The organism is Paenibacillus polysaccharolyticus (assembly GCF_900102085.1).
Lineage (GTDB): Bacteria > Bacillota > Bacilli > Paenibacillales > Paenibacillaceae > Paenibacillus > Paenibacillus polysaccharolyticus.
In genome coordinates this window covers 279,115-302,964 of record NZ_FMVM01000005.1, presented here as the reverse complement: position 1 = coordinate 302,964, position 23,850 = coordinate 279,115, and the positions used below count along the sequence as shown (strand labels likewise).

The 23,850-nt window shown below is 47.0% G+C and carries 22 protein-coding genes; 10 read left to right on the top strand and 12 right to left on the bottom strand.

The features are described 5' to 3' along the window. Positions 1–129: 129 nt before the first annotated feature. The 6 genes from BLQ13_RS09325 (at position 130) to BLQ13_RS09295 (ending at position 8,443) form a co-directional block, all read left to right on the top strand. A complete protein-coding gene (locus BLQ13_RS09325) occupies positions 130–1,476 on the top strand; it encodes an ABC transporter substrate-binding protein (RefSeq protein WP_090918398.1) in 1,347 nt (448 codons plus the stop codon). Between the two features lie 243 nt (positions 1,477–1,719). Next, complete coding sequence (locus BLQ13_RS09320; protein WP_090918396.1) at positions 1,720–2,610, top strand: carbohydrate ABC transporter permease; 891 nt, start codon at positions 1,720–1,722, stop codon at positions 2,608–2,610. Between the two features lie 27 nt (positions 2,611–2,637). After that, positions 2,638–3,480, top strand: coding sequence for a carbohydrate ABC transporter permease (locus tag BLQ13_RS09315; protein ID WP_090918394.1), 843 nt, complete (start codon positions 2,638–2,640; stop codon positions 3,478–3,480). A gap of 161 nt (positions 3,481–3,641) precedes the next feature. Further along, entirely contained in the window at positions 3,642–5,057 is a 1,416-nt protein-coding gene (locus BLQ13_RS09310) for an arabinan endo-1,5-alpha-L-arabinosidase (protein ID WP_090918483.1), read from the top strand. 830 nt (positions 5,058–5,887) lie between these two features. Further along, entirely contained in the window at positions 5,888–6,868 is a 981-nt protein-coding gene (locus tag BLQ13_RS09300; RefSeq protein ID WP_090918390.1) for a glycoside hydrolase family 43 protein, read from the top strand. 726 nt (positions 6,869–7,594) lie between these two features. Next, positions 7,595–8,443, top strand: coding sequence for an EcsC family protein (locus BLQ13_RS09295; RefSeq protein WP_090918388.1), 849 nt, complete (start codon positions 7,595–7,597; stop codon positions 8,441–8,443). Positions 8,444–8,660: 217 nt separating this feature from the next. Here the strand turns inward: BLQ13_RS09295 and BLQ13_RS09290 are convergent, their stop codons facing one another. From BLQ13_RS09290 to BLQ13_RS09260, 8 genes are all read right to left on the bottom strand, one after another. Further along, entirely contained in the window at positions 8,661–9,935 is a 1,275-nt protein-coding gene (locus tag BLQ13_RS09290; protein ID WP_090918386.1) for an MFS transporter, read from the bottom strand. A gap of 303 nt (positions 9,936–10,238) precedes the next feature. Beyond that, entirely contained in the window at positions 10,239–10,355 is a 117-nt protein-coding gene (locus BLQ13_RS28780) for a putative holin-like toxin (RefSeq protein ID WP_221787759.1), read from the bottom strand. Between the two features lie 129 nt (positions 10,356–10,484). After that, positions 10,485–10,976 (bottom strand): preQ(1) synthase, encoded by a 492-nt coding sequence (gene queF / locus BLQ13_RS09285; RefSeq protein ID WP_110897191.1) that lies wholly within the window; start codon positions 10,974–10,976, stop codon positions 10,485–10,487. A gap of 61 nt (positions 10,977–11,037) precedes the next feature. Further along, positions 11,038–11,775 carry a 7-carboxy-7-deazaguanine synthase QueE gene (gene queE / locus BLQ13_RS09280; RefSeq protein ID WP_090918384.1) on the bottom strand — a complete coding sequence of 246 codons (738 nt, stop codon included), beginning with the start codon at positions 11,773–11,775 and terminating at the stop codon, positions 11,038–11,040. Beyond that, complete coding sequence (gene queD, locus BLQ13_RS09275) at positions 11,768–12,259, bottom strand: 6-carboxytetrahydropterin synthase QueD (RefSeq protein ID WP_090918382.1); 492 nt, start codon at positions 12,257–12,259, stop codon at positions 11,768–11,770. The genes queE and queD overlap by 8 nt, the downstream gene beginning before the upstream one ends. After that, the gene (queC, locus tag BLQ13_RS09270) at positions 12,256–12,948 is read right to left on the bottom strand and encodes a 7-cyano-7-deazaguanine synthase QueC (RefSeq protein WP_090918479.1); all 693 of its coding nucleotides are present in this window, start codon (positions 12,946–12,948) and stop codon (positions 12,256–12,258) included. The genes queD and queC overlap by 4 nt, the downstream gene beginning before the upstream one ends. A 411-nt stretch (positions 12,949–13,359) precedes the next feature. Beyond that, positions 13,360–14,064 carry an AIM24 family protein gene (locus tag BLQ13_RS09265; RefSeq protein ID WP_090918381.1) on the bottom strand — a complete coding sequence of 235 codons (705 nt, stop codon included), beginning with the start codon at positions 14,062–14,064 and terminating at the stop codon, positions 13,360–13,362. Between the two features lie 18 nt (positions 14,065–14,082). Further along, complete coding sequence (locus tag BLQ13_RS09260; RefSeq protein WP_090918378.1) at positions 14,083–14,538, bottom strand: hypothetical protein; 456 nt, start codon at positions 14,536–14,538, stop codon at positions 14,083–14,085. A gap of 322 nt (positions 14,539–14,860) precedes the next feature. Between BLQ13_RS09260 and BLQ13_RS28480 the strand changes: the two genes are divergently transcribed. From BLQ13_RS28480 to BLQ13_RS09250, 3 genes are all read left to right on the top strand, one after another. Further along, entirely contained in the window at positions 14,861–15,028 is a 168-nt protein-coding gene (locus BLQ13_RS28480) for a hypothetical protein (protein WP_167375691.1), read from the top strand. A 207-nt stretch (positions 15,029–15,235) separates the two neighbouring features. Continuing rightward, positions 15,236–15,931 (top strand): hypothetical protein, encoded by a 696-nt coding sequence (locus tag BLQ13_RS09255; protein WP_090918376.1) that lies wholly within the window; start codon positions 15,236–15,238, stop codon positions 15,929–15,931. Between the two features lie 165 nt (positions 15,932–16,096). Then, complete coding sequence (locus BLQ13_RS09250; protein ID WP_090918373.1) at positions 16,097–17,068, top strand: helix-turn-helix transcriptional regulator; 972 nt, start codon at positions 16,097–16,099, stop codon at positions 17,066–17,068. A gap of 35 nt (positions 17,069–17,103) precedes the next feature. Here the strand turns inward: BLQ13_RS09250 and BLQ13_RS09245 are convergent, their stop codons facing one another. Continuing rightward, entirely contained in the window at positions 17,104–17,778 is a 675-nt protein-coding gene (locus BLQ13_RS09245; RefSeq protein ID WP_090918371.1) for a 3'-5' exonuclease, read from the bottom strand. Between the two features lie 551 nt (positions 17,779–18,329). On the opposite strand from BLQ13_RS09245, the gene BLQ13_RS09240 reads away from it, so the two are divergent. Then, positions 18,330–20,066, top strand: coding sequence for a proline--tRNA ligase (locus tag BLQ13_RS09240; protein ID WP_090918369.1), 1,737 nt, complete (start codon positions 18,330–18,332; stop codon positions 20,064–20,066). A gap of 501 nt (positions 20,067–20,567) precedes the next feature. On the opposite strand, the gene BLQ13_RS09235 is transcribed toward BLQ13_RS09240, so the two are convergent. From BLQ13_RS09235 to BLQ13_RS09225, 3 genes are all read right to left on the bottom strand, one after another. Further along, positions 20,568–22,391 (bottom strand): 5'-nucleotidase C-terminal domain-containing protein, encoded by a 1,824-nt coding sequence (locus BLQ13_RS09235; RefSeq protein ID WP_090918367.1) that lies wholly within the window; start codon positions 22,389–22,391, stop codon positions 20,568–20,570. 176 nt (positions 22,392–22,567) lie between these two features. Beyond that, complete coding sequence (locus BLQ13_RS09230; RefSeq protein ID WP_090918365.1) at positions 22,568–22,984, bottom strand: ImmA/IrrE family metallo-endopeptidase; 417 nt, start codon at positions 22,982–22,984, stop codon at positions 22,568–22,570. Between the two features lie 46 nt (positions 22,985–23,030). Further along, a complete protein-coding gene (locus BLQ13_RS09225; protein ID WP_090918477.1) occupies positions 23,031–23,447 on the bottom strand; it encodes a helix-turn-helix domain-containing protein in 417 nt (138 codons plus the stop codon). Positions 23,448–23,850: the final 403 nt, after the last annotated feature.

Below are 23,850 nucleotides of genomic sequence, written 5' to 3'. Positions count from 1 at the left end.
GTTTTATAAAAATATAAAATGTTTTAATAAAGTATTGACTAAAAGGATCTGGATTTGATAAATTTAACAACAGAAATGTTGATTCATGGTATTGAATACGTTTACAAGTCCAGATCAGGAGGGGTTCATATGGTCAAGAGAAAGAGTTGGGTCACGTTTATGTTGCTAATGCTGGTCAGTGCACTGGTGCTTGCAGGTTGTGGAGGGGGAAGCGGAAGTTCGAGCGGAGATAAAGAACTGACGTTTATGTTCCGCGGCGGCACGGATGAGCAGAAGGCGTATCAGGCTGTCGTGAAAAAGTTCGAAGAAGAACATCCAGGCGTCAAAGTTAAAATCATCGTTACCGCAGCGGACCAATATGCGACAAAGCTTCGCGCGGCGATTACGGGCAATAGCTTGCCAGACGTATTTTATTTCACACCGGGTGATATGAAGGCCTATGTGAACAGCAATGTGCTCATGAATCTGACACCGTATATCGAGAAAAACAAAGATATTAATCTGGATAATATCTGGAAGTATGGCGTTGACTTGTATCGTTATGATGGCAAGATGGCAGGGCAAGGTGATCTCTACGGTATGCCTAAGGATGTCGGGCCATTTGCACTGGGTTATAACAAGACCCTTTTTGAAAAAGAAGGCATTCCGCTCCCTGACAAGGACAAGCCTTATACGTGGGAAGAGTTTATCAAGGTAAATCAGCAAGCAACGAAAGATACGAACGGAGACGGTAAACCGGACGTATTCGGTACAGGATTTAACGTACAGTGGGCACTGCAATCTTTTGTATGGAGCAACGGGGCTGACTGGCTGGACGAGAGCAAAACGAAAGTCACGATTGATGATCCAAAATTTGCCGAAGCGCTACAATTCTTCGCGGATATGCAGAACAAGTACAAGATCACTCCCTCCATTGAGGAAGCACAAACGCTTGATACCTATCAACGCTGGATGAAGGGTGAGATGGCGTTCTTCCCTGTAGGTCCGTGGGATATGAGTACATTTGAAAAACTTCCATTCGATTATGATCTGTTGCCTTTCCCGGCAGGATCAACAGGCAAATCAGCGACATGGATCGGCTCCCTCGGAATCGGTGTATCTGCCAAAACCAAACATCCGGAAGAAGCTGCTGCACTGGTAAACTACCTTACTGCGTCGAAAGATGGCATGAAACAACTGGTAGACGCGAAAGTGCAAATTCCGAACTTGCTTGATATGGCTGATGAGTGGGCGAAGGATACTTCGACCAAACCGGAAAATAAACAGGAATTCATCGATATCGTAAAAGACTACGGACGAGCGTTGCCAGGTAATTACACGTACAACGCGGAGTGGTACGACATGTTCTTCACCGACATTCAGCCGGTACTCGATGGCAAGATGACCGCTGCTGACTATGTGAAGCAACAACAACCGAAGATGCAGAAACTGCTGGATAAAGCGGTGGAGCAGGAGAAGAAATCACAGAATAAATAGATAGACAAGGGATGCCAGCAGCCTGAACCGATGTTGCTGGCATCATTTGCTCTTTAGAAGATACAGATTGAACTATTTTTTACATGTTGTAACGGAGTGAACGATATAAACGTTTAGTTTAATTTTATCGCCAGATTCCATACGAGCATGTGGCATGTATTGACCGGAACAGAGCAGAAGCCATGATTCAAAAAGGCCAATCGATGTATGCCACATGCTGATCTTAGAAACAGGGGTGAACACGTGAATACGAAATCGAGTTTGTATCGCAAAGAGATGATGTATGGATACTTGTTTATTTTGCCCCCCGTTTTGGGGCTTGTGATCTTTGTATTGTTCCCGTTCCTCTATTCCCTCTATGGCTCGTTTACCGATTGGGACGGCCTGGGGCAGATGAATTTTATCGGGCTTGCCAATTTCAAAGATTTGTTGACCGATGATCTTTTTTACAAGGCCATGTTTAATACGTTTTACCTGATGCTCGGTATTCCGATTGGTCTGTTGTTGGCACTATTACTGGCAATGGGGCTGAATCGTAAAATTCCAGGTACAACTACATTTCGTGTGATCTATTACATACCGGTTATTTCTTCCTTGGCGGCGGTATCCATCATGTGGAACTGGGCGTACAACGGAGACTATGGTCTGGTGAACCAGTTCCTCGATCTGTTTGGTATCAAAGGCCCGAACTGGCTGGCTAACAAAGATACGGTAAAACCCGCACTGATCATCATGACCGTCTGGAAAGGCCTGGGTTATACCATGCTGTTATATTTGGCGGCACTGCAAAGTGTATCCCGTACCTATTACGAAGCCGCCGAGCTGGACGGAGCGAATGGATTTCAGATTTTCCGCAATATCACCTGGCCGATGGTGAAACCCGTAACTTTTTTCCTCGTGGTGACAAATATCATCGGTGGTTCTCAAATTTTTACCGAGATGAATATCATGACACCGACAGGTGGGCCGGAATATGCATCCGCTTCGATCGTCTTTTATATCTGGCAGAAGGCCTTTAGCAACCTGCAGATGGGTTACGCTTCTGCGATGGCCATGATTCTGGGTATCTTTATCTTTGTGATTACGCTTATACAATTCAAACTTAACGAAAGATCAGCCTACGACGGGGATTAATGGGCGAGGAAAGGAGTGGAACGGAAGATGTCTTATAGTCAAAGAAGGAAAGTAACCAATTCTATTATATTTATCGTTCTGTCCATCGGTGCGATTGCGATGATTGCGCCTTTGCTCTGGATGCTGTCCACCTCGCTCAAGGAGAAGCAGGATGTATTCGCGCTTCCGCCGGTCTGGATTCCGGAAGTGTTTCGATTCGATAAATATAAAGAAATCTGGGAAGCAGGACCGCTGCTCAGTGGGATTAAAAACAGTCTCATTGTAGCTCTTAGTGTGACGGTAGTTGGAACATTTACGTCGAGTCTTGCGGCATTTGCTTTTGCCAAGTTAAGATTTCCACATAAGAACAAACTATTTCTCGCCTTGCTGGCCTCGATGATGATTCCGTATCCGACGGTCATGATCCCGCAATTTATCATGTTCTCGAAGCTGGGCTGGGTGGACACCTTGCTGCCGCTGATTGTACCGGGACTATTCGGGAATGTGATTATGATTTTTTTCCTGCGGCAGTATCTGCTCAGTGTGCCAGATGCGATTATTGAAGCGGCGAAGATCGACGGAAGCTCTTATTTCCGATTGTATTCCAGTATTACGTTTCCGCTGATCAAACCTGCGGTCGCTGCACAGCTGATTCTCTGGTTTATGGGGATCTGGAACGATTATCTGGCACCGATTATTTATCTGAATTCACCTGAAAAGCAAACCTTGCAACTTGTCATTGCGAACTTTAACGCGACCTATGCGATTCAAACGGATTATCCGCTCATTATGGCGGCGTCGATTGTGGCATTGCTTCCGGTTCTGATCATCTTCCTGATCTTCCAGAAGCAGATTATCGAGTCGGTTGCGATTTCAGGGGTCAAAGGGTGATGGGAATGAAAAGTTGGAGAGTAAGGAAGGAACCGGAGGAACGAGAAGAGTTGAAAGAAATGAAAGAACAAAAAGAATGCAAGGGGCAAAAAAAGCGGAAAGATGATAAATATTGGACAGGACTTAAGGAGTGGCATAGGGCGAGGAAAGGAGTTGCGATGTTGATGTTACTGATGCTTCTAGGTACGGTAGGCTGTGCAGCTGGCGGGGATACGGCGAAACCTCCGGTTTTTCCGGAAGCTCCGCAGGAACCAAAAATGTATGATCTTTCGATTCTGGATGATGAATCCAAGTGGACGGTTAACAATGCACATGATCCTGCGATTATCAAAACGGATCAAGGCTACTATGTCTATTCCACAGACGTTCGAGTAGCAGGGGAACCGAAACCGGGCGTAATGGTGCGAAAATCCGATGATTTGATCAACTGGAAATGGGTGGGGCAGGCTTTGCCGGGGATCCCGAAGGAAGCGCTCGATTGGACAGGAGCGACGAACCTGTGGGCACCGGATATTATTAAAGCTGGGGATACGTACCGCTTGTATTATTCGGCTTCGAGCTTTGGTAGTACACAGTCAGCCATCGGATTGCAAACCTCCAAGTCTCCCGAGGGACCGTGGAAGGATGAAGGACTGGTTGTGAAGACGGCTGGTCAGGAAAAGGACGGCCTGAATGCCATTGATGCCAATCCGGTGCTTGATGCCTTAGGCAACCCGTGGATGGTATATGGTTCATTTTTCGACGGGATCTACATTGCACCGCTTGATCCGGATACGGGCAAGTTCAAGGAAGAGGGGTATGGCACACGTATCGCAGCAAGGGATCGTGCAACCGAAGAAGGCGCAGTCGAGGGGCCATACATTGTGTATAATCAAGAGTTTCAAAAATATTACCTGTTCGTGTCTTATGATTCTCTGTTCGAAGACTATAACGTGCGGGTAGCTCGTGCCGACTCCATCACAGGGCCTTATACGGATATGAACGGCAATAAAATGTTGGATACGGAGCATCTGCCACAGTATGAGATAGGCACCAAAATTTTGGGCGGATACCGCTTCACCGAAGGTGAAGGCTGGGTTGCTCCTGGGCATAATTCCGTGCTGAAGGATGGCGACGATTATTACATCGTGCATCATGCGCGGGGCGAGACGGATAAAAACTGGCCGTATCTGCATGTGCGTAAAATGCTGTGGACGAAGGATGGCTGGCCTGTCGTGTCGCCTGAACGTTATACCGGAGAGACCGCACAAGATATTCCGAAACCGATGATTGCCGGAACGTGGGAAGGCATGGCGCTTGATCCGTCTGTGAACGGGCAGGTGCAGGCTGTGCCATATACGCTGACGAGTAAAGGCAAAATTGAAAGCAAGAACAGTTCGGGAACATGGACGTTTGATGGCAAACAAACGTTAACGCTGACGTGGAAGGAAAGCCCGTGGGGCGGTGCTTCCACGGAAGAGCTAAAGCTGCTCCCATCCTGGGATTGGGAGCGAAGCCAGCCTGCGCTGGTAGTCACCGGCCTGAACGACCGCGGGATCGCGGTCTGGGGCAAACAAATCAGCGCAGCTGAGAAGTAGACCGCTGACCCCGTAAGGTGGTTCAGCGAGGGTGTGCCGGCGAGCGAATGGATCGCGAGCGTTCCACGCGTGGGCACTAGCAGTGAGAGGGAGGAAGGAGCCGCGAGTGCGAAGTTGCCATCCGATTTCCACCGCCGGGAGCGGTGAATGGAAGAAATCGGAGGTCAAGGAGAGCACCAAGGCCCTACCGTTCGCGAACGCCCGCAGTGCCTGAGCACGGCTACGGGGAGAGTTGACCCAGCCAAGCGGTCAACGCCACAAGTTATCGAGCCAACTAAAGGCTCGAAGCCCGATGTGTACTAGCGAGCGAAAATATCGCGAGCAACCAGTACAGAGGGCACCAGCAGTGAGAGGGAGGAAGGAGCCGCGCGTGCGAGTTTGTCATCCGATTTCCACCGCCGGGAGCGGTGAATGGAAAGAAATCGGAGGTCAAGGAGAGCACCAAGGCCCTGCCGCCCGCGAACGCCCGCAGTTCCTGAGCACGGCTACGGGGAGAGTTGACCCAGCCAAGCGGTCGACGCCACAAGTTATCGAGCCAACTAAAGGCTCGAAGCCCGATGTGTACTAGCGAGCGAAAATATCGCGAGCAACCAGTACAGAGGGGCACAAGAAGAGAGAGGGAGGAAGGAGCCGCGCGTGCGAGTTTGCCATCCGATTTCCACCGCCGGGAGCGGTGAGTGAAAGAAATCGGAGGTCAAGGAGAGCACCAAGGCCCTACCGCCCGCGAACGCCCGCTGTGCCCTCAAACCCTGCTCTCCATATTTTTGCAAGCACACTGAGCACATCATAGATTCAAGCCATACACACACATATGAAAGGGGTTCATTCCCATGACCAATTCCATTACATTCACCAATCCCATGCTGGAGCAGCGCGCTGACCCTTGGGTGTACCGTCATACAGACGGGTACTATTATTTTTCTGCTTCCGTACCAGCCTTTGACCGAATTGAAATTCGGCGTGCAACGACACTGGAGAGCTTGAGAGATGCCGAACCCGTAACCGCTTGGACGAAGCGTGAGACTGGGCCAATGAGTGCAAACATCTGGGCACCAGAGATTCATTTTATTGATGGCAAATGGTACATATACTATGCGGCCGCACATACAAGTGAAACCAACGAAGGTTTGTTTGATCACCGCATGTATGTACTTGAAAACGATTCCGCTAATCCGCTTGAAGGAACGTGGGAGGAGAAAGGGCAAATTCGAACCAAATGGGAGAGTTTTGCGCTAGATGCCACGACCTTTGAACACAGAGGCATTCGTTATCTGGTCTGGGCCCAGAAAGATCCGAGCATTGACGGCAATTCAAACCTCTACATTTGTGAAATGGAAAATCCTTGGACGTTGCGCGGAGAACAGGTCATGATCACGACACCTGAATATGACTGGGAGATTATCGGCTTTAAAGTAAACGAAGGTGCAGCCGTGCTGCATCGAAATGGTCGTCTGTTTATCAGCTACTCAGCTAGTGCAACCAATCATCACTACTGCATGGGGCTACTTACGGCCGATGAAGATGCTGATCTGCTTGATCCGGCAAGCTGGGAGAAATCACCTGAACCGGTATTCCAGACTTGTGAAGAGAACGGTCAGTATGGTCCGGGACATAACAGCTTTACTGTTTCACCAGATGGCAAAACCGACATTCTGATCTATCATGCGCGCAACTACAAAGAGATTGAGGGAGATCCGCTGTATGATCCGAACCGTCACGCCCGCGCTCAGGTCATTCATTGGAATGAAGATGGAACGCCGAACTTTGGTATTCCGGTTCCCGATGGCCAGTCCGTGGCAGAGGTGAAGTAGTATTTTTTTGGATAAAGTATAAGAGATGAGAGTCTTTAGTTAGCAGATCATGCTGACGAAGGGCTCTTTTTGATATGAAGGATTCAGGAAAGGTTATCTAAACAGTGTGGAGTAGAAGTTTGAAGTTAAGAAAGTTTAGAACGTAAAAGCAACCGAGGAGAAGCAGAAACGTATACCACTACATAGAAAAATTCAAAACAATTTAAACTGATATGACTTATTACTTTTAGTTGTAAACCCTTGAACTCGATGTGCAGATTTCTAACGATCACCAGCAACGCTATTTTGCCGATATTGCACAGTTTTATTTTCTAACGATCTCAGGAGAACTTATTTGGTAGATTTGATGTGAAAAAGGGCATTTACCTTGCGTTTTCAGCGAAATAAGGTTTGTGGTGATCGTTAGAATTGGAGAAAGCTCGATATTGATCAAATAAGCTCATCTGAGATCGTTAGACTAAATAGAGTGTGTGCGAAACGCTTAAACCCAAAACCCAAAACCCAAAACCCAAAACCAAACCCCAAACCCAAACCCAAACCCAAACCCAAACCCAAACCCAAACCCAAACCCAAACCCAAACCCAAACCCAAACCCAAACCCAAACCCCTCAGTTTAACCTGTTTCCTGCATATTCTCGGTGTTTTGTTATGATGTGTTAAGCTGAGAATGAGCTGTGTCATATTCAGAATTTTGGGAGTACACTACAACCCTAAGGAGGATTACATATGGAATCACGCGAGATATTAGACGGGGAGCTTGAGCAGATTTTAAAGTGGGAGAAGGAACAGAAGGACTTGTTCATATGGGATAAAATCGGACGTTTGCCATTTGCCATGTTGGATAAAGTGATGCCGAAAGCGATCAAACAGAAGATTGGCGACTCCCTGAACGAAGTGGGCCAATATTTGCAAACGGGTGGCAAGTTCCTTGTTCAGAAGAAGAAAGTGGCCAAGCTTCTGCAAGAAGAAGCCGAGCGTTCGGGTTACCCTATGACATCTGATGACATCTACCGATTAGAGCAGGATACGAACACAGAGAACACGGCCAAAATTCATAGTGTGGAAAAAATACCACTTGAGGTGTTGGACCGTGTGGCGGATAATATCACCGAAAGTCGAAGCAAATTTGCTGCGGCACAAGGAGCTGCAACAGGATTTGGAGGCATCGTCACCATTGCTGCGGACATTCCGCTCGTGATGGGACTTTCACTGAAAGTATTGCAAGAGATGGCGCTATGTTACGGGTATAATCCCGATGATCCACTGGAGCGTGTCTTCATCGTGAAATGTCTGCAATTCTCTTCCGCCGATATTGTAGGCAAGAAAGCCATCATTGAAGAGCTCGCCGACTATGACAATCCGGAGAAACAAGTTGAAGTGATCTCTCAAATGCAGGGATGGCGTGAAGTGTTCAACTCATACAGTGAGTCTTTTGGCTGGAAAAAGCTGTTCCAGTTGGTGCCCATTGCAGGCATGATCTTTGGTTCGGTCAGCAATAAAAATACCATTCAGGATGTCGCTGAGGCAGGCAAAATGCTGTACAAAAAACGGCTGATTCTGAAGCGTTTGAAATAGATAAATCCGCCTAAGGCAGTTGGTTATAGGTTAATATTACTCTAGATGACTAGGGAAGCGTGTTTTAAGATAGGACTATATGAAGAAAAGAAGGCTCCTGCTGATCTGCATGAATTCAGATACGGGCGGGAGCCTTTTTGTACGTGTTTTATAAGTATACTGGAAGCAGATTTTTTAAAATCTAACGATCTCCAGAGCAGGATATAGCCAAAAGAACTTACTCCTCGCTCCCGTTTTCTTTTGCCCAGCGATGAAGCAACTTGTCAGATGGTAGCAGGAACGTAAAGATACCGATCAGTGGCAAGAAGCTGCATATTTGCATGACGGGTGAAACGCCGAAGGCGTCGATCCAGTTGCCGAGCACGAGTGCCCCAAGGCCACCCATACCAAAGGCAAGACCAGTAATCAGACCAGAAACCGTTCCGATTTTTCCCGGAATGAGCATCTGAGCGTATACCACAGTAACGGAGAAGCTGGATAACATGATAAAGCCAATAATCGTCAGCAATACGCCAGTCCAGAACAAGTTGGCATAAGGTAACAGCAACGCCAGCGGTGCGGCCCCGGCCATGGAGAGAAAGATCATGTTACGTTTGCCGAATCGGTCTGCGAGCGGGCCACCAAAGAATGTGCCTAGTGCACCGGCAGCCAGGAAGAGGAAAATATAAATTTGCGCATCTTCCGTGGATAAACCAAACGTATCCTTCAGATTAAAGGCATAAAAGCTTCCGATTGAAGCCACGTACCACGAACGGACAAATACGAGCAGAATCAGAATCGTAATTGCGGCAGCAATTTTTTGACGTAACGCTGGATTGGGAGCGCGACGAGCCGCCGCTTGTTTACGCAGATATGCGCCGGATTGCAACATCTGCCCATACCAACGTGCGACATAGAGCTGTACAGCAATTCCCATCGCGGCAATACCCGTAAAGCCGATGGCACCAAACAACCCAAACGGGATGAAAATCCAGCGTGTCAGGAGAGGTGCAAGGGATTGTCCAGCATTACCGCCCACTTGAAAAATAGACTGTGCCAGTCCGCGGCGCTGGCCCGCAGCCATATGGGATACCCGGGAGCCTTCCGGATGAAAAGCAGCGGAGCCGAGCCCGACAAAAATGACAGAGATGAGCACCATCATATAACTGTCGGCAAAAGCGAGCAACAACATGCCCGTGAACGTGAAACCCATGCCTATGGGCAGGATCGACGGAGTAGGTTTTTTATCAGCAAACCAGCCAACAACAGGCTGCATAATCGATGCGGTAAAGTTGATCGCAAAAGCGATCCAGCCGATCTGAGTGTACGTTAGATGCATGGAGTCTTTTAAGATAGGAAATATTGCCGGAATGACAGACTGAATGGAATCGTTGAACAGATGCACCAGACTGATGGCAATTAGTATCCGGTATACGGTGCCTTGGGCATCCAATCCGGGTGGGGCTTTCGAACGCGCTGCGGCGTCCTTGGCTAATGTGGTTTGTGTAGACATGTCCAGTTCTCCTTTGGTCGCGGTCACGAGGGATCAGCGCCTATGTTAGATTCTATGCAATTAAGCATATTGTTACATAATAGGATAGATCGGATCGACCGACAAGGGGAAAAGAGGGGAAAATGAAAACAACTTTTGTACATGTGGAGTTTTGGGAAATGTTGTGATAAACTGTAGGCAACAAGGATAAAATAAAAAAGAGTAAGGATGCGTCAACATCCTCACTCTTTTACAACAGCCGCTTTCAAGGGCGGTGGCTGTGGACAGGTAATCGAAATAGGCTGCTACCTTACCGAGGGCGGCCTATTTCTTTTTGTTTTGATTATTCAATGCAATGACGATGGTTACAATCAGTCCAATCAAGGTTACTGTAAACCCCGCAAAACTGATCATCAACGTCAGTACATCTTTTATCTCCACAGGCATCACCTCCTTACTCAGGAGACTAGCCGACCGCCCATTCAAGCCATTCTGTTGTTGTAACAAATTATACCACATAATCCAAATCGCGGACATTTACTTAAAGCAAGCAGTATCTACAGACTCAAATTAACGATTATCAATCGTCTCCGGGTTCATGTCGTGGTTCATCATACGGTGCTCGGCCATTTGCTCATATTTGGTTCCCGGTTTGCCATAGTTGGTATACGGATCAATAGAGATGCCGCCGCGCGGGGTGAACTTGCCCCAGACTTCAATGAAGCGTGGGTCCATCAGTTTGATCAGATCGTTCATAATAATGTTCACACAGTCCTCGTGGAAATCACCATGGTTGCGGAAGCTGAACAAGTACAGCTTGAGCGACTTGCTCTCAACCATTTTGATATCGGGAATATAGCTGATGTAGATCGTAGCAAAGTCAGGTTGACCCGTAATCGGGCACAGACTAGTGAACTCCGGGCAGTTAAATTTTACAAAATAATCACGGTACGGATGCTTGTTATCAAAGCTCTCTAGAATACCAGGATCATACTCAAATGTATATTTCACATTCTGGTTGCCCAGCAATGTTACATCTTGCATCTCGTCAGGTTGTCTCATTCCAATAAACTCCTCGTATTCAATTGAAGCCGTAGGCCTCTTATTTATATCTCGTATATATTTAAACCCCGCGTTTATTACCCCATACCAGCGTATGAAGCTGCGGAAGCACACGCACGTTGTTCAGATCGTCCGAGGCACTTACCTGATCAATCAGCAACTCGTAACGCTCCAGCAGGGAAGCCGCCAGATCCGGCGTATCCGCCGAAGAAACATCCGGGTTCCCCGTTTGTAAAAATAAAGCCGTGCCCGGATATCGTGCATGCACACGGCGGGCATAGTTCAGGTCTGTCTGATCGAAGATCACGATCTTCAGACTATGGTTTCGATCCGCCGGGCCAGCAGCCAGACGGCTGATCATATCGTCCAGTACAGCCCAGTCAGTGTCCATGCCTGAGCTGGGTGGCTTGGGCGAGACCGTGACTTCGTCAACGTCTGCCAGCCATGACTGCCAGCGCGAGCCCTGCGTCTCAACCGCTGTGCGGACGCCGTTCTCCCGCAGCAGGGCAACCAGCCCGCCCAGCGAAGCCAGCAGGGCGGGGTTACCGCCGGAGAGGGTCACATGGGAGAAACGCGTGCCGCCCAGGCGGCGCAGTTCATCCCATACCGCCTCCGGCGTCAGCATGCGAATCTGGTCCTTGCCGCTGCCGTCCCAGGTAAAGGCCGAGTCGCACCAGGAGCAGCGATAATCGCAGCCCGCGGTGCGCACAAACATCGTTTTTTGCCCGATAACCATGCCTTCGCCTTGAACCGTCGGACCAAAAACCTCCATGACGGGGATGCGTGCTTCCTTACTCATCGATCATCCACTCCCGTCTCGCTTCCGCATAGCTGGTCGGGGTCTCGAAGAGACGCACGAATTCCGTGCGTGCGCCATCTGTAAGTCCGGCATAAGGCTCCGTTTGTAAAGCATGTTCCATCTGCTCGAACAACCAGACCACCATATTTTCAGCCGTCGTATTCATCAGAGGCAATGTTTCATTCAAATATTGATGATCCAGATAACCTTCAATCCTGCTTTTCCAGATGTCCTTAATATGTCCAAAATCAACCGTCAGCCCGGTTTCACCCGGATAACCGCTGATGCCAAAAACCACTTTATACGTATGCCCGTGCAGATTTTTGCACTTGCCTTCATAACAGTGCAGATGATGCGCCGCATCAAAAGTGAATTCTTTGCTGACCAGCACCCGTTTGCGGTGATATCTCAGCTGTGTGGGCAGAATATCCTGGTCAATCCGTTGCAACCGCTCAACGATGCGAAACGTTCCGGGTTCTCTCATCGTGCATCCACTCCAGTGGAAGGAGTAGCTGTAAGAGCAACGGCACGTTCCTCTACATAACGATCGAGTCCCGCTTTGCGCAGCTTGCAGGCTGGGCATTCGCCGCACCCGTCACCGATGACGCCGTTATAACAAGTCAGAGTACGTTCACGCACGTAATCGAAAGCGCCCAGTTCATCGGCCATTTTCCACGTTGCTGCTTTGTCCAGCCACATCAATGGCGTATGAATAACAAATGGGTAGTCCATCGACAGATTAAGCGTTACATTCATCGACTTCACAAATGAATCCCGGCAATCCGGATACCCGCTAAAGTCTGTCTCGCAGACACCTGTGACCAAGTGGCGAGCACCTTTTTGTTTTGCCATAATGGCCGCGAAGCTGAGGAAGAGCAAGTTCCGTCCATCCACAAATGTGCTGGGCAGCTCCCCTTCTTCGTGGGTGATTTCTACATCATCTCGTGTGAGCGCATTCGGTGCGAGCTGGTTCAACAAGCTCATATCCAGAACCGTTTGTTGCACGCCCAAATCCTTGGCAATCGCTGCTGCACATTCAATCTCCAGCTTATGACGTTGCCCGTAATCAAACGTAACCACTTCAACTTCGGCAAATTGTTGTTTTGCCCAGAACAGACACGTTGTGCTGTCCTGGCCGCCGCTGAATACAACGACCGCTTTTTCTTTGTTCAACATAAAAAAACCTCTCCATCTTCTTGAGATCACCCCAGCATAGTAGCAAGGAATGTCGGAAGAACAGAGAAGTTCATGAACTGGCATCCATCAAAAAACACACCTTCTTAATAACCGCTTCAAAAAAAGCTGCTATAAGCAAGTGTCCTTAGTTTTTTACGTACATCGTGACAACGTTATTACGTCAGCCCATATCCTTCTACAACTTAAACCTTAAGCCTAAGCATATATAAGATACGTGTAATCACGGAAAGCAGTACGCAAGACTGTAGCGACCTTACATAGGTCAAGTCTTGTAGAGGGAGTTCGCGAACCTCTCCCATGCCATAGGCATGGATTTTCTTCTTTAATTGTCCGGGTACAGTATACCATATCATTTACCGGATCGGCACATTTTTTAAAATCCCAAAATTACTTAATAATGACGTTGCCGAAGGGGATGACTTCTTTTAATATACGTTTGAATAAACCTTCATCATTGACGTCCTGTTGCAGTCTGTAGTTTTCGCGTCCAGCTTGAAAAAGCACCGGGCCGTGTCCTGTCATTTTCCAATGATAGTTCATATGCTGACTGGCCAGGTTGTTTCCATATACGGTTAGTTCCAGATGGGCATTTTCAGGGTAAGCAATGACGCTTCCAGCATCTACATAGAGTGGGGCGGTGGGGTGAAGTTCTTGTTGGCATACCTGACCCTGTGTGAGCAAACCAATGGTTCCTTTGCCCGAGAATTTCATTTTCACCGCATCCCGGGTAATCAGCATGTTTTTGATCTTCTGAATTTTGGTCTGCATCGTGACACCTTCGGAATAGAAGAACAAGTGCCGAAAATCATAAAGCAAATCACTGTTCTCCGTAAGCTGCACTTCTTTCATGGTGAATCCCGGTGGAAGGGCGGCTACAAATTGGCATGGTCCAGTAATTTCTGATTTAATCAGCTTTTTTTTGCGATACATACCCGAGATATTCATGAATTTATCTTGTCTGTTGCTGCTGGCACCGCGAAAAGCAACGATTTGCTGCGGATGCAGAATATGAAGACGGTCATCCTGAATCAGTGAAAATGTAACCACTTGTCCGACTCCGCCAGCTTCAGCATGGTTCAGATGTATATGCATGCAATAACTCCTGTTCTTTTATAGTCGGCCAGATCGCCGGCGCATTCCCCAGCGCATCACGCGAATCAGAAGGAAGTAACCTAATATGAGAGCAACAATGGTGATCACCATCGTTTGAATTCGCTGTGCGGTGGCTGTTCTGGCATCCTGTTCAGTTTGAAGTTTGCTGACCATTTCGGTCAGTTTCTGGTTCTGAGCCAGGAGTTGATCATTTTGTGCTTTGAATGCTTCGACATTCGCCTGGGCTTGTCCGAGCTGGGCGGAGGTTTGATTTAGTTGCTCCAGGGTTTGCTTGTAACTCTCCTGTAATGCGTTCACTTCCCCAGGTAGTTCCGACACGCGCTCCCAACCATTATAGATATCCGAGAATATATTCGCACTCGCTGCATTTGCAGTAGAACCGAGTATGACTGTAAATAGAATACATGTGGAGATAAACACCCGAATGAAATATCCCTGAATGGATTTTGGCATGATTAACACCTCTCTCTTCGGTAGGATCGATTCAGAGCTGAATTCGTCATCATTTGTTGAATTCTCGCTCTTTCATTATACGTCAAAAACCTGGAGTTGGGTTCAAGAGGATTACGTTTTATTACCCGAATGTTTGGTGAAAACAAATGTTTTATTTTAAAAATCAGAGGGTAATACAAGAATAGCAGTACCCCGGACAGAGCAAACACAAAGATTTACTTCCGCTCCGGGTATATCCTGTTCACAAATATGCAATATAATGCTTAAAATTAATATATTTCGATTTTGAATAAGATCGTTAATAATGAAGGAGTAGAATAATATGTACGTATCAAACCAGAGCGCGTCAACGAAAACAATCATGATTACTTTAAATGGCGAGCCAGTCGGACGCAAACTGATTATTGACAGTGTAACTTATGCACCGGTTAATCAAACGGACAGTGCACAGTACATGCACAAAATGGAGCATAATCATCCAGCTGTTTAAGTTGGGACTTGTCATAGAGAAGGGTGTGAAAAGCTTGGCTAATAGCCAAGCTTTTTCGTCGTTTATTGTCGCTTCTAGGCGGATCAAGGGGAATAAAACTAATATAATGGAAAAAATTAATGAGAACATATGTTCCGTGACAATATAGTGTCCATTCACCCTGCTAACTTAGAAGATAATACACATAAATCGGGGGAGAGACTACCAGTGAACTCAGTCTTTGAAGTATCTTATTCGTGGAATAAAGAGGCCATACCGACAGGGGGAGCCGATCCCGTATATATGATGGTAGAGTGGCGTTACGGAGCCCCTGCCAAAAGACTTAGGAAAATAGCACCCAAAATTATGTCGAGAGATTTAGAGCTTTTGCTCAAACCGGAATATGGCGTTCAGCTTAAAGGCATTTATGGATGCCGATCCAAAGAAACGGATATTGGCTGGGTACTGCGACTTGGTGATGTACTCAAGGGAGAAAGTAAACAGATTTTGCTGGAATTTGCCGTAGGACCGCATCTATCAGGAAAAGCAGCGATATGTTCTGCCTATTGGAGTACCCGCAAGTTAAAGCAAAGTCAGCGTGTGCTTCTTCGTCGGGAACAACTCTATATTCAGTATACAAGTCACCTGGGCATGCTAAGACAGCCTGAAGACCCGAAAGTAGAGAAAACGATTAAATTGAACGAAACCGTACCCTTGCTTAAACAGGCTCTACGTGCTTATGAACGAGGCCGTACCCAGGAAGGTAGCGACATGTTGCGCCGTCATGCCGATGCACTGTTAATCGAAGCTGCACGCAAACAGGATCTGGATTATTTAACAGAAGCGGAGATTGTTGAGAAGCTTCGTTATCATTATGGTATTACGTTTACTGCCAATCGCCAAAATCTGAAAGAACATTGTTAGATCAATGAAAACGTAGTCAAGTGATAACCGTACAGAGAGAACCAGTTTACATAAGTTTTGAAGGTGAAGTTAAACGACAAGTCGAATGTATATATCCATACTATATCAGTCGAGGATGGAGCTGTATCATACTATTTGAAACAACATCATGGAGGGCCTGGCCAAATGACAGACCGACTAATCCGATTAATGCGCATTATAACGCTGGTACAAGCCAAGCCGGGCATTCTGGCTCGGGAGCTTGCGGAGAGGTGCGAGACAACGGAAAGGACGATATACCGTGACATGGAGGCCCTCAGCGCAATGCATATTCCGATCGCCAATATGGGACACGGAAGAGGGTACATGTTTATCAGCCATTTTGCCATGTATCCGCTAAATTGGTCTGACGAGGAAGCCCAAGCTTTCATACAGCTTGCAGACGTTATGGAAGATATTCGTCCGCTATTAAAGCCTGCATTTGAGAGTGCCTACGAGAAAGTAGTAGCTTCAAGCCAGAAGAACAGAACCGAGCGAGTGGAATGGGCTGAGCAGGTCAGAGGAATGTTTAAAGAAGGAGGAATCGTCTGTCAAAATATGGACGATGATGAACCGAGTGATTCGCTCCTTTTGTTGCTTCAAGCAGGAATTTCACAAAACAGCATGGAAGGGAAATATCAGTCTCAGGGAGAAATGGAGATGATTCGCTTTGATCCATATTGCCTGATTCCTCGGGAATATCAATTTGATCTGTTAGCTTATTGCCATCTCTCCGAGAGAATGAGAACGTTTCAGGTAAACCGGCTATACGATTTACGAATTATTCCACGTACCTTCCGCAAAAATGATTATTTAATCCAGTCTTATTTCCGTACTGCCTGGATCACGAGAGGAAGTACAGAAGAGACCGTGGTTAAAATTCGATTTTCTTCCCTAGTTGTGGACCGCGTGATGCAGGAACGCTTTTTTGTGCGCCCCGTTCTGACCAGAGAGCCTGAAGGTACCCTATTGTTTGAAACTGTAGTGAGTGATGCTGAGGGATTTTTCGTGTGGATATCCAGATACGGGCCAGAGGCTGAGATCCTGGAACCGGAACATTGTCGTAACCTGATGCAAGAACATTTGGAGCGCTGGCGGCAAGTGTACAATCCAAAATGAACTTCAGATTACAGGTTTAACGTCTGGATACCGTCTTACTCCTTGGCTTTAAAAAGATTGGCAAGATTGCCAAACGGTGATTCCTTTTCCTCATCATCCACAGCACTGGAGTAAACCACTTTGGAAGCAACGCCTTCATCATCCGCTGCGCAATTATTTTCTAATTTGAACTTGTCGAACTGGTGCATAAACACTTTAGCCGTATTAATGGCATCATCCAAAGCGCGGTGTTGTGTACCGTCAAATTCAATTCCACAGAGTTCAAGAGCCTGGGCAAGTCCGAGTTGCCGAAACTTTCCTTCTTTGTGCATGGCCCGCGACCATTGTTGCTGTAAATCATTATGATTGGTAATCCAGGCCACATCCAAATGATGTGTTCTGCAATGGGAGATGAATTTGTTGCGGTCATCTGGTCCCCAGGAGCACATATAATAAGGCTCATTGCCCATCCAATCGATGAATTGACGCAGTGCTGCCGGGAAAAGAGGGGCTGCATCGATGTCTTTCTGTGTGATTCCTGTGAACTGAACGGTGTCGGTAGACAGGACGGATTTGTTAGATGGACGAACATACGTATGAAAGGTGTCCGTGACTGTAAGGCCTGTATCCGGGTTCTCACTCACTTTGACAGCACCGATATCGATAATTTCAGAGGAGTAGCGCGTATTGCGACTTACTGTAAATTCAAGATCATATATAATATAGGACATAAGATAAACTCCTTTATGAAAGATACAAATTTCCATTCTGGGATCCGTACGTTAGATCCGTAAAATGTTAATCTCTATTCTACAGTGAACCTGGGGCTGTGTCAGCCATTGTTATGGATTTCGCCTGAAGTAGCTTGGCATAAGGGTTTCGAGTGACCCCTTCATTTAATTGTATTGATTGACAAGTTCGTCTAAATGTTCTAATGTGATCAAAAATGAAAAATAGCGTTTACCGAGGACATAATCACGTAAGCTTGCTTCAACAGAGAGGGAATGGATTGCTGTAACATTCCTGTTGCTGCTGCGCAATTCCTACCTCGTTAGCTGCCAAGGGGAATGTCTGTTTCATAACAGGCTGCAACCTTCGCCGGAAGGGTCCGTTATGCCCCAGAGGACTGTATGTTAGCGCGCGAGATATGAAACGACTGTATACAGTTAAATAAGGGTGGTACCACGACGCATTCGTCCCTTGACGAATGCGTCTTTTTGCTGTTCAAGATTTCATGTGCGTAGTGCCTACCTATCTGATCAATAAAAGGAGTGTATTCAAGATGCGTCAAAGTGAAATGCTTGTTCCAACGTTACGTGAAGCACCAGCTGAGGCTGATGCAACGGGACACCGCCTGCTACTGCGCTCGGGTATGATTCGTCAAGTGGCCGCGGGAATATACAGTTATTTACCACTCGGGCGACGTGTGCTTCTGAACGTCGAGCGAATCGTTCGGGAAGAGATGGATCGTGCCGGGTGCCAGGAAGTATTGTTGCCCATTATGCAACCAGCAGAGCTGTGGGAGGAATCCGGCAGATACACGCAATATGGTCCAGAGTTGATGCGTCTGAAGGACCGGCACATGAGAGAGTTTGCGCTTGGACCAACCCATGAGGAGGTCGTTACGGCATTAGCTCGTGACGAGGTCAACTCTTACCGTAAGCTTCCCTTTACCTTGTATCAGATCGGAACCAAGTTCCGGGATGAGCGCCGTCCACGTTTTGGTTTGTTACGTGGCCGAGAATTTATCATGAAGGATGCCTATTCATTTGCTTCGGATTGGGAGGAACTGGATCGAACCTATCAGGCAATGAATACAGCATATTGCCGCATTCTGGAACGCTGTGGCCTCGACTTTCTTCGAGTTGAGGCAGATGCGGGAACCATTGGTGGACAAGGTGAGACACATGAGTTCATGGCTCTGGCTGATGTAGGAGAGGATACCATTGTGACGTGCAAAACATGTGGTTATGCTGCGAATCTGGAGAAGGCGGCGTTTCAATCCGTAGAACCTGCTATCCTTACGAGTGAACCAAAAGCTAATGAGCACACGGAAGTGTTACCGATTGAGACACCTGGTGTTCGTACCATCGCAGAATTATGCTCTTTCCTTGATCAGAAGGCCGAAGATATGATCAAAACATTGCTTTATCTGGCGGATGGTCAGCTTGTTGCTGCTCTTGTCCGTGGGGATCATGAACTGAACGATATTGCCTTGAAACGGGTGCTTGGCGCAGAGGAATTGGAGCTGGCTGACGATGCAACTATCGCCGCGCATTCCAATCTCACCGTCGGTTATCTTGGACCTGTGGGGCTTGGATTACGTATGGTGGTAGACGCTGATGTGGCCACCATGAAACATGCAGTGACCGGAGCGAATGAGGCTGGCATGCATCTATCAGGTGTTCGTCCAGGCATGGATTTTGCGCTGGATCAAGTTGAGCGTATCCGTTTTGCCACTGCAGGGGATTGTTGCGTATCATGTGGCGAACCACTTGTGTTCACCAAAGGTATTGAAGTAGGGCACATATTCAAGCTGGGTACAAAGTACAGCGATGCCATGGGAGCTTCTTTCCTGGATCGCAATGGCCGTCAGTGTGCACCTGTAATGGGATGTTACGGTATCGGGGTATCTCGTTTGATGGCAGCTATTGCTGAACAGTACGCGACGGAAGAGGGCATTCAGTGGCCTGCATCTGTAGCGCCTTATGATGTGCATCTTATCCCGGTAAGCTGGAAAGACGAGCATCAACAGAAGCTAGCTCTTGAGTTGGAGCAACATCTAATGGATTGTGGATTCCGTGTGCTCGTGGATGATCGGGATGAACGGCCGGGTGTGAAATTCAAGGATGCCGAGTTAATCGGGCTACCTGTACACATTGTTGTAGGCAGAGGAGCGGCCGAAGCACAGGTAGAACTGGGCTCTCATATGCTTGCTGATTCAGGCGAGACGAAGCGAATCAGTATAACGGCACAGGAAGCTGTGAATTACGTGAAAGAGCAAATGCGCCGAGATTAAGCATGGATGTAGCATATGAAGCGATGAAAATACATGTCATATGTGATAGATAACATTTGCCTATATAATAGGACTGAATATTGTGTCGATCTTTATTTTTAGCTGAATAAGCTAGAGGTTCCTTGGAAAACGGGACTCTAGAAGTAGAAAGAATGTCTAATCACAGAAAATAATCGTACCAAGTGACTATAGCTGGAAAATAAAAATCAGATTAATTGTGCTTTTGCTTATAAAGATACGTTAGGCTGGGCTATTCAAAGTGATACGGGTATAAGTATGCAAAACTAGCGTAAGCGTGGTTGTGCATCATCCGCGCCGTAAATCGCATAAATACGGATATTACAGGCATATATGTTCTAGTTCAGCAGGGGGTAGACATCAACTTTGAAGCCGAAAGCGGCATGCAAGAGATTTATTTTTGAAATAGAAAACGAAAGGGAGTCCTTAGCCAGTGATCTGGGTAAGGACTCCCTTTCGTCGTTTATTCGAAATGGTTGCAGATTAAGAAGCAGCAGGCAACTTCAATGTCTGACCTGGATAAATCCAGTGTGGGTTTTTGATTTTGTTGATCTGTTGAAGTGTCTGCCATGTTGTACCATATTGTTTGGAGATCGAATACAGAGACTCGCCTGATTTTACGATATGCAATTTAGCAGGGGCTGGAGCTGGTTTCCCCGGTGCTGGTTTGACCGGTTTCTCCGGCTTTGGTTTTTCTGGTTGAGGCTTGGTTGGTGTTGGTGCTGGAACAGGGGCCGGAGCCTCAGTACCCGGTGCTTCTGGTTCTACAGCGGCTTTCTTGCCTTCACTTATGCGGCCGTCGGTTTTAATATCGACTGCGCCGAGTTTTTGCATGTAGTTGATCAATGCCTCATCCAGTGCACCGTACATACCGGTTGTTGGATACTTGGCGAACATCGTGTACTCATCACCGCCGACAGCTGTGAAGTCATTGGTTGCAAGGGTGTAGGTCGCGGCTGGATCAAGAGCTTTATCACCGACCATTACGGTATGAACACGGCTACCTTTTGCAGCAGCGGCGTCAATTTTGAATGTAATTCCGGATACTTGCGGGAATCCACCACTTGGTTCCGGGTAGGAACCTACACCGTTCTCCAGGGCTGCGAGTACATCAGAGCCTTTTACATCAAGGGTAACGACTTGGTTGCCAAAGGGAAGAACGGTAATGACATCACCTTTAGTTACGATGCCCTTTTCAATAGAAGCACGAATACCTCCGCCGTTAGTCAAAGCGATATCGGCTTTGCTGACATCACGGATTGCATCAGCCAGCAAGTCTCCTAGATTGGTCTCGCCAGCACGTACTTGTTCACGTTTGCCGTCGAGTAGAACAGCGGTATTTGCTACTTCTTCTTTCAGGATCGGTTCTTGTTTTTTCTGAATGGAACTTACGAGTGCTGCAACATTCCCATTGGGTTTAATGTCTTTGGCCCCGGTTTCATCCACTAATGTTGCTGTTTTCTTCGAAACTTTGCCGCCGTCTACCCACAGGTCAATGACACCTACATAATTGGTATATTCACCTGCACTTGCAATCAAAGTTCCATGATCAGATACAAGTCCGTTTTTCAATACGGTATGGCTATGTCCATCGATGAACACATCAATGCCTGGCACCTCTTTAACGACTTTGAAGCTTGTATCCGTACTGGAAACATCTTGTCCAAGGTGTCCGAGAACTACAACAACATCGACTTTGCTGCGAATTTCATTCACGAGAACTTTTGCTTCTGTAGAAGGGTCAGTAATTTGCAAACCTTCTACGTTTTTCGGATTCGTTTTGTACATCGTTTCTGGCGTGGTCAATGCGATAATCCCGATCTTCACACCATCAACTTCTTTGATAAGGTACGGTTCGAAGATACGAGTTCCATCTTTTTTCTTTACGTTTGCACTGAGCATAGGGAATTTCATCATCTTCGCCAGCTCCATGAGACGTTCCGAGCCATAGTTGAATTCATGGTTACCAGGTACCATCGCCTGATAGCCTATTTCGTTCATGACCTGCACAATGCTCTCGCCTCTAACAAGAGTTGCAAATGTGGTACCGTGTACCGCATCGCCTGCATCCAGCAAGAGGGTGTTTGGATTTTCGCTACGATATTTGTCAACGATGCCTGCGACTTTGGCAAAACCCATAGCAGGTGATTGTTCCACTGCTCGAGCATGCATGTCATTGGTATGTAGGATAGTGATATGTTTACCTGTGCCTGGAGCAGAATCCGTTGCTGCTGCCGCAATGCCTACACTGCCAAACAGTAAACAAACCGTTAGCAGAAGTGAAACAACGTTTTTCCAGTTTTTCATGAATCCGAAACCTCCCAAAATAGTAATCTATTAGAGCGTTTATACAGCTCATGTAGTATTTTAACAGACTATGTTGAGGAAATCTCGTGATTTGCGTAAAAATAAGTAACCTGAAAGTGACATCTGATTCTGCCTGGAAAACGGGTTCAACACTACATGGTAAAGAACGTATGTTCTTAATTGCTGTAAAAAAAATGCTGCGCATCACGCGGCAGTCCGGTACGTAAGCAAAATTTCTCAAGAGATTCTTCCGGTTCCGGTGTGACTCCGGCCGTCAATAGTTGAATGGCAAAAAGATTGGCTTGTCTCTCCAATTTGCCTGGAGCGAAGTAGGAATGCTCCTCAAGGAAGAAACGGTTAATTCCTTTGTGCAGTCTGTCATGCCCCAGTTCATGTGCACATACAAATCGCTGCCATTCAGGGGGCAAGTCATTGTGAATCACAATAAATCTGCGACGAAGTTTACGGAAATACAGCCCTTTCGTCGATTTGCCCAGATTCGTAAAACGAATCTGTATTCCTACAGCACGGGCAATGCTGAACGGACAGTTGGTTCGGTGTTTGCGAATCAGCTTGGTTACGATGTCATCCATATGATCTCACCTGCAGTTTCAATAAGTTTGAACTCGCGTCCTGGTCTCATGGGCGTTGATCCGATTCGCCTGGCTTTTTCCGTTTATTCATCTGTTTGGCTTCCCAGAACAAACCAGTCAGCACGTCTTTGATCCGTTTCTTGTCCTCTTCATCCAATGGAATTCCGTCGAACATCAGATCGTCGTCATCCTCCAGCATTTTTTTAAAATCCCGGCGATCCTTGTACGTCGCCCATTCCGGTACTTCCTGAGGGTTCGCCTCAAGGCCTGTCTCCATATAACCTGCCTGTTTCATCATGTCTGAGTAAGGTACGGCGAGTGCGTCGGCAATTTTTCGGATCGTTGCTGGTTTAGGCACCCCGCGCACACCATTTTCAATCCGTGAAATCTGTGAATTGCTTATTCCAGCCGCTTCGGCGAGCTGGTTGATGCTGAATCCCTGCTGCTCTCGCAGTTGTTTCATATAAGGACCAAAAGCGTGCTCCACAACTCATGCATCTCCTTCGACTCGTCATAAGTGCTTGTGATTATAAGTTAAGACAACGCTGTTGCACAGGACACTCCGATAACAGAACAACCTACCGATCGCTGTTATCCCCGGATTTCCAATATTCTTCTCCTCAAGGGGAGAAATCCGGTGATAAAGGCGAACGCTCCGCTTCTTCCGGTTCGTTCTGTCCTCTCCGTTATCGTGCAAATGATCGCTCTTCTTAAATAATAAAAAACAAATGACTTATACGAGTTCAGTAATTATCTGTACTATATCGTATATATACCATTAGGTAAAGAGATATGAAACAATTATGCCAAAAGGTATAGGAAATGAGAGCGAAGGTTTTATTTTATCGTCTAAATGACCCAAAATG